We start from the raw sequence: 4,130 nt of genomic DNA on the forward strand, positions 1-4,130 counted from the left end.
CGCGCTGCCGCGGCCGAGCCAGGCCACGCCGTGCTGCGGATCCTGGCGCTGCTGGTGCTGGCGGTCGTGCTGGTCGGCCTTGCCGCCGAACTGCGCGGCGGCGGCCATGATCCGGCGCGACTGCTGCTGGCTGCCGGCTCGCTGACCATGGCCTGGCTGTTTGCCAACAGCCTGTTTGCCTTGCATTACATGCACTTGTTCTACAAGCCGGCAGGCAAGGACATCAGCGGTGGGCTGGAGTTTCCCGGCGCGGATGCGCATCCGGATTTCGGCGATTTCCTCTACTTTGCCTTCACCATCGGCATGACCTTTCAGGTGTCAGACGTGGTGATCACCAGCCGACCGGTGCGCCGGCTGGTGCTCGTCCACGGCCTGTCGGCCTTTGCCTTCAACATCGCAGTGATCGCGCTCACCGTCAGCCTGGTGGCCAGCGCGCTGGCCTGAACGCCTCAACCCAGGTTGGCGCGCAGCATCCACGCGGTCTTTTCGTGCACCTGCATCCGCTGGGTGAGCAGGTCGCAGGTCGGCTCGTCATGCGCGTCATCGGCCAGCGGGAAGACGGCCCGGGCGGTGCGCACCACGGCCAGCTGGTCTTCGGCCAGAATGCGCACCATGTCGGTGGCGTTTGGTACGCCATCGGCTTCGCTGATACTCGCCAGCTTGGCAAAGGCGGAATAGCTGCCCGGCGCCGGCTCACCCAGGGCCCGGATGCGCTCGGCAATCAGGTCCACCGCCAGCGCCAGCTCGGTATACTGGCCTTCGAACATCAGGTGCAGCGAGTTGAACTGCGGCCCGGTAACGTTCCAGTGGAAATTGTGCGTCTTCAGGTACAGGGTGTACGTGTCGGCGAGCAGACGCGACAGGCCCGCGGCGATGGCGCGGCGCTGCGTATCGGGCATGCCCAGGTTGATCGTGTCGTCCTTGGCTTTCTTCTTGGCCATCATCTGTCTCCAATCAGGAAAGCTTAGGCCGAACAAGCAGATGGCGTCCATCGGGTATTTCCGATGAACGCCATCGCTTCACTCAGTCTAGGATCAGCGGCAGACGATGCGACCGCGATCCACACTCTGGCCGAGCACCGCGCCCAGGCTGCCGCCGATGATGGCACCAAGGGCCTTGGAACCACCCGGCGCAATCACGTTGCCGAGCACGCCGCCAGTGAGGCCGCCAATGATCAGGCCAGTGGTGCCGTCGCTGCGGCGGCAATAATAGCGGTTGTCATAGCCACGCCAGATATAATCGTTCGGGCCCAGATAGCGCGGGGCATAGCCGCCCGGGCGATAGAATTGCTCGGCATGCCAGCCGGGCCGGTTCCAGCCATCACGGTGGAAGCGCCAGTCATTGGCCGGGCGGCCGCCCGGGCCCCAGCCCCGGCCCCGCGGAGGGCCATTGTCCCAGCCACGACGACGATCATCATCGTCCCAGCGGCCACGACGGTCATGATCCGGGCCACCCCAACCGACGCGGTACAGATCGGCCCGGTCCTCGTGGAATTCGCGCTGCGCCCGATAGAGCTCGCGCGACTCCTCGCGGATATCACGCGGGTTGCCGCGCCATTGCGCCCTCGCCAGATCGCGACGCTCGTCCTGCACGCGGTCCCAGCTGCGCGCCACTTCACGCGGGGACGCCGTGCGGTGGTCACGCCAGTCATCGGCCAGGGCGGGGGTGGCCGCCGAAAGGGCCAGCAGGGCCAGGCCCAGGCTCTTGTTCATTGCGGTCATTGTCCTTCTCCTCTGTATGCAACCCATGGAACTCAGCGGCAGACGACCTTGCCGCGATCGACACTGCGGCCGATCAGGCCGCCGGCGATGGCACCGACGATGGTGCCGACACCGCGATCTCGCCGGCCGGACACGACATTGCCCAGCACGCCGCCGGCAACAGCGCCAACCACGGTGCCCGTGGTGCCATCGCTGCGCCGGCAATAGCCGTTGCCATAATAGCCGTTATTGTAGCCGCCGTTATAGTAACCGCCGTTGTAGCCGCGGTTGCCATAGCCGGTGTTGTAGCCACCATATTGACCGCCACCATAATAGCCACCGCGATAACCATCATCACCGCGGCCACCCTGGTAGCCGTCATAATAGCCGCCCTGATAGCCGCCGTTCCAGCCAGCCTGCTGCACGGGCTCGTGCCATTGGGCAGCAGCGGGAGCGGCCAGCGCGAGGCTGGCAGCGAGTGCGAGGCTGAACTTGATGGTCATTGCGCGTCTCCGGCTCCTGTTGATGGAGCCTGATTCGCACAATTCAGGTGTGAACAGCCTGAACGGACCTGTTATCGACCGTTCACAAATCTTTTCCGGTCAGTCGAGCGCCCAGAGCGGCGTCTTTGCCGTCTTGCCCGGAACTTCGCGGACGATGCGCGGGACCAGATAGCCCGGCAGCAGACCGCGCAGTTCGGCATCAATGGCGGCAGCGCGGGCTTCGTCCACGTCGAAATGAGCGGCGCCGGCCACTGGATCGGTGAGGTGGAGATAATAGGGCAGCACGCCGGCGGCAAACAGCCGGCGGCTGAGTGCGGCCAGGGTGATGGCATCGTCATTGACGCGCGCCAGCAGCACCGACTGGTTGAGCAGGGTAACACCTGCTGCGCGCAGCCGGCCCAGAGCAACAGAAACGGCCGGGGAGAGTTCCCGTTCATGATTGCTGTGGATGACGATCACGACGTTCAGCCTGGTGGCCCTGATCAGATCGAGCAAGGCCGGGGTGACGCGATCCGGTATGGCGACAAGGGTGCGGCTGTGCAGGCGCAGGGTGGTGACGTGCGAGATGGCCGCGATCGCCGTCACCAGCGCTGCCAGCCGGGCATCCGAGAGGCTCAGCGGGTCGCCGCCAGACAGGATGACTTCCTCGATGGCGGGGTCGCCGGCGATGACGGCCAGCGCCTCGGCCTCTCCGGAGCGAGTGAGCATGGCAGCGCCATAGTCATAATGGCGGCGGAAGCAGTAGCGGCAGTGGATGGCGCAGGCGCCCGACGCGATCAGCAGTGCCCGGCTGCGATATTTGCGCAGCACGCCCGGCGCGGCGCGATAGTCCGCTTCCTCCAGCGGATCGGTGAGGCGGCCGGGTTGGGGCAGCAGCTCCTCGCCGCGCGCAAGCACTTGCAAAAGCAGCGGATCTTGCGCGTCACCGGGCCTGATCTGTGCCAAAAAATGTGGCGGGACCGAAACGGGAAAGTCCGGATCATCGACCACCCCCGCCGAGAAATCTGCTGGGGTCAGGCCGACATGGTCCAGCAAGGCAGCCGTGGTCAGGCGGGCGGCACGTTGTTGAGCCTGCCAGTCGGCGGGTTCTGGTGGGGCAAAGGCGATGACGGGGGACATGAGGGCCGCTGCCCATAGCCGAGCGGCAGGCAGAAGGAAACCGGGGCTGGCGGTGGGGCGGCTCGCCGTGCAAGACGGGGCAATGGCAGGCAATATCAAGCGCATCGTGCTGGCCGGCGGCGGCCATGCCCATCTCGGGGTGCTGCACGCCTGGGCCAAGGCACCACCGCCGGACACGCAGCGCATCCTGGTGACCAGCAGCCGATACACCGCCTATTCGGGCATGCTGCCAGGCTGGATGGCCGGGATTTACAGCCAAGATCAGATGCTTGTTGACCTGGCGCCGCTGGCGGCGGCGGCCGGTGTGGAACTGCTGATCGCCGAGGTGACCGGGCTGGACGCCGATGCCGGCCGGCTGCTGCTGTCAACCGGAGCGCAGCTGGAGTTTGACCTGTTGTCACTGGCCATAGGCGGCATCATCGACACCGTCCCCTTGGCCGCCACGGGCGCGCGACTGCTGCCGGTGCGGCCGGTCGAGGCGTTCATGGCCGGATGGCAGGCCGCGCTGACCGGGCCGCGATCCGGGGCGGAATATGATGTGGCGGTGGTGGGCGGCGGTGCCGGCGGGTTCGAGCTTGCCTGCGCCGCCCAGGCCGCTTTTCACCACAAATATGGTGCCGGCCGTGTCGCACTGGTGGCCGCGCGTGGCCAATTGCTGGCCGGCCATGCCCGCGCGGTGACCGGGGCTGGCCGAACGGCACTGATCGAGCGCGGCATCACGCTGATCGAGGCGAACGCCAGCGGCCACGCGCAGGGCCTGGCGCTGCCCGGCGGCGAGATCCTGTCGGCCGGGCTCGTGATCGCCGCC

At 66.7% G+C, this 4,130-nt stretch carries 6 protein-coding genes; 2 read left to right on the forward strand and 4 right to left on the reverse strand.

Annotation, left to right across the window (positions count from 1 at the left end):
- Positions 1–444: DUF1345 domain-containing protein (locus GJ693_RS14345; RefSeq protein WP_156256953.1), on the forward strand; the 444-nt coding region annotated here is incomplete at its 5' end.
- 5 nt (positions 445–449) lie between these two features.
- Here GJ693_RS14345 and GJ693_RS14350 read toward each other — a convergent pair.
- The 4 genes from GJ693_RS14350 to epmB all read right to left on the reverse strand — a co-directional run bounded on the left by GJ693_RS14350 (position 450) and on the right by epmB (position 3,508).
- Entirely contained in the window at positions 450–944 is a 495-nt protein-coding gene (locus GJ693_RS14350) for a Dps family protein (RefSeq protein ID WP_197042222.1), read from the reverse strand.
- Between the two features lie 90 nt (positions 945–1,034).
- On the reverse strand, positions 1,035–1,721 hold the full coding sequence (locus tag GJ693_RS14355; protein WP_235902943.1) for a hypothetical protein: 687 nt from the start codon (positions 1,719–1,721) through the stop codon (positions 1,035–1,037).
- Between the two features lie 32 nt (positions 1,722–1,753).
- Positions 1,754–2,203 (reverse strand): glycine zipper 2TM domain-containing protein, encoded by a 450-nt coding sequence (locus tag GJ693_RS14360; protein ID WP_156256954.1) that lies wholly within the window; start codon positions 2,201–2,203, stop codon positions 1,754–1,756.
- Between the two features lie 99 nt (positions 2,204–2,302).
- A complete protein-coding gene (epmB, locus tag GJ693_RS14365) occupies positions 2,303–3,508 on the reverse strand; it encodes an EF-P beta-lysylation protein EpmB (RefSeq protein ID WP_328598843.1) in 1,206 nt (401 codons plus the stop codon).
- Between epmB and GJ693_RS14370 the strand changes: the two genes are divergently transcribed.
- The coding region (locus tag GJ693_RS14370; protein ID WP_197042223.1) for an FAD-dependent oxidoreductase at positions 3,405–4,130 on the forward strand (726 nt) is incomplete at its 3' end. The genes epmB and GJ693_RS14370 overlap by 104 nt on opposite strands.

Origin of the sequence: Sandarakinorhabdus oryzae, assembly GCF_009733735.1 — a bacterium.
Taxonomy (GTDB): Bacteria; Pseudomonadota; Alphaproteobacteria; order Sphingomonadales; family Sphingomonadaceae; genus Sandarakinorhabdus; species Sandarakinorhabdus oryzae.